Here is a 2,489-nt window from a genome sequence, read left to right as displayed (position 1 = left end):
GCTGCTGGGGGTGCTGGCGGCGCACGCCGTCGTCCGCGCCGCGCTGGCGCAGCTGGCGCGCACGCTGGACGCCGCGTTCACCCTGGAGGTGCACTACACCGTCGCCCGCGCGGCGCTGGAGACGCCGGGGGTGGCCGCGGTGGAGGACCCCGCGTTCGCGGACCGCGTGGAGGCCGTGCAGGACGCGGAGCGGCGCGGCGTGCTGCGCGCCACCGTCACGGCGCTGGCCAGCGTGGCCGTCACGCGGCTGCGGGGGGCGGGCGCGTTCGGGGTGCTGCTGGGGTTCGCGTGGTGGGCGCCGCTGGTCCTGGCCATGGCGTGGCACCTGACCAACGTCGTGGATCGCCGGGCCACGGAGAACGGCGTGAGCGTGAACCTGAGCGACGGTGCCGTGCGCATGCGCCGCGCGGAGTACCTGCGCTCGCTGGCGCTGGAGGCGCCCGCCGCCAAGGAGCTGCGCGTGTTCGGCCTGGGGGGGTGGCTCGTGGGGCAGTACGGCCAAGCGTGGAGCGAGGCCCTGGGCGTGCTGTGGCGCAGCCGCCGCGCCCACCGCGGCCTCACGGCCGCCGCCGTCGCCGCGCTGGCGGCCTCGCACGCGCTCGTCCTGGGGGCGCTGGCCCGGGCCGCGTATGCCGGCGAGCTGGGCGGGGCCGCGCTGCTCGTCTTTGTCCAGGCCGCCATCGCCACCTGCGACCTGGGGCTCATCGGCGACTGGTCGTGGCTCCTGGCCCAGGCGCTGGGCGTGGCCGGGCGCGTGGCCGGCCTCCGCCCCGGCGCGGAGGCTTCGATCCCGCCATCCGCCCTCCCGTCGTCGGTCATCCCATCGTCCGTCCTTCCGTCGTCCGCCACTCCGCCGCCGAGGGGTCCGCGGAGCGCGATCCAGACCGTGAGTCCGCCCGTGATCCCGGCCGCCGCGTCCGCGCGGGCGGCGGGTGGAGCGCGGGGGCCCGCGGCCGTGCGGCTGGACGGCGTGCGCTTCACCTACCGCGGGCGGGAGCGGCCCACGCTGGACGGGGTGACGCTGGACGTTCCGCCCGGGCAGTCGCTGGCCATCGTGGGCGAGAACGGGGCGGGAAAGAGCACGCTCATCAAGCTCCTCTGCGGGCTGTACGAGCCGGACGGCGGGCGCGTCACCCTGGACGGGGCGCCGCCGCTTCGGGCGCGGGGGCGCGTGGCGGCCATCTTCCAGGACTTTGTCCGCTACCCCCTCCCGCTGCGCGAGAACGTGGGCTTTGGCCACCTCCCCTCGCTGGGCGACGGCGCGGCGCTGGACCGCGCGCTGCGCCAGGCGGGGGGCGGCCGGCTGCCGGAGCGGCTGCCGCGGGGATGGGAGACGGTGCTCTCGCGCGAGTTCGCGGACGGCGCCGAGCTGTCCGGCGGGCAGTGGCAGCGCGTGGCCCTGGCGCGCGCCCTGGCGGCCGTCCAGGGCGGCGCGGGGCTCCTGGTGCTGGACGAGCCCACGGCTTCGCTGGACGTGCGGGCCGAGGCAGAGCTCTTCGAGCGCTTCCTGGAGCTCACCCGCGGCGTGACGACCGTGCTCGTCACTCACCGCCTGGCCAGCGTGCGCCACGCGGAGCGCATCGTCGTCGTCCACGGCGGCCGTGTGGTGGAGGACGGCAGCCACGGGGCGCTGATGGCGCTCGGCGGACGGTACGCGGAGATGTACGCGCTGCAGGCCGCCCGCTTCGCCGCCGGCGCCGATGCCGATTCCGATGCCGACGCCGACGCGGAGACGGGTGTCGGCGCGTACGGGGAGGTGGCGGATGGGTGAGCGCGGGCGCGCCGTCGCCCTGCTGGTGCGCACGGCCTGGCGCACGGATCCGTGGCGGTCCGCCGGGCTGCTGCTGGAGCCGGCGGCCGGGCTGGGCATCCCCCTCTTCGCGTGGTTCCTGGGGCTGCTGGCGGACGGGGCCCTGCGCCGCGACCCGCGCCTGCTGGCCCTGGGCGCGGCGGGGATCGCGGCCACGCGCGTGCTGTGGTTCGCGGGGACGTGGACGGGCGCGTGGATCCGCAACCGCCTGGCCGAGGAGGTGGGCTTCGCGCTGGACCGCGAGATCGCCACGCTCGTCTCCGGCCTCCCCGGCGTGGAGCACCACGAGCGCCCGGAGTACCAGGACCGGCTGGAGCTGCTGCGCCAGGAGCAGGGCATCCTGGGCACCTCGCTCAACGCGCTCGTCTACACGGCCAACACCGTCGTGGCGGGGCTGGGCACGCTCGTGGCCCTGGCCCTCGTGAGCCCGTGGCTGCTGCTGCTGGTGCCCTTCGCCCTGCCGGCGCTGCCGGCCGCGGCCGCGCAGCAGCGCTGGCTGGCCCGCGCGGAGGGCGCCTCCGCCGCGGACGCCCGCCTCGCGCGGCGGCTGCAGGCGCTCACGGTGGACCGCGCCGCGGGGATGGAGCTGCGTGTCTTTGGCCTGCGGGACGAGGTCCTGGGCCGCTTTCGCGCGGCGTGGCGCGCGTCTCGGGCGCGGGTGCTGGCCGCGCGCGGGCGG

At 77.6% G+C, this 2,489-nt stretch carries 1 protein-coding gene and 1 pseudogene; both read left to right on the top strand.

Translation table 11 applies throughout. From position 1 onward, the window contains the following. On the top strand, positions 1-1,771 hold a 1,771-nt coding region (locus VFZ20_RS14100), incomplete at its 5' end, for an ABC transporter ATP-binding protein (protein ID WP_329684537.1). Further along, a pseudogene (locus VFZ20_RS14095) lies at positions 1,764-2,489 on the top strand (ABC transporter ATP-binding protein); the annotation flags it as partial. The gene VFZ20_RS14100 and the pseudogene VFZ20_RS14095, both read left to right, overlap by 8 nt.

Origin of the sequence: Longimicrobium sp. (assembly GCF_036280135.1) — a bacterium.
Lineage (GTDB): Bacteria > Gemmatimonadota > Gemmatimonadetes > Longimicrobiales > Longimicrobiaceae > Longimicrobium.
Note: the sequence above shows the minus strand (reverse complement) of the source record. Positions and strands in the feature narration are given on the sequence as shown.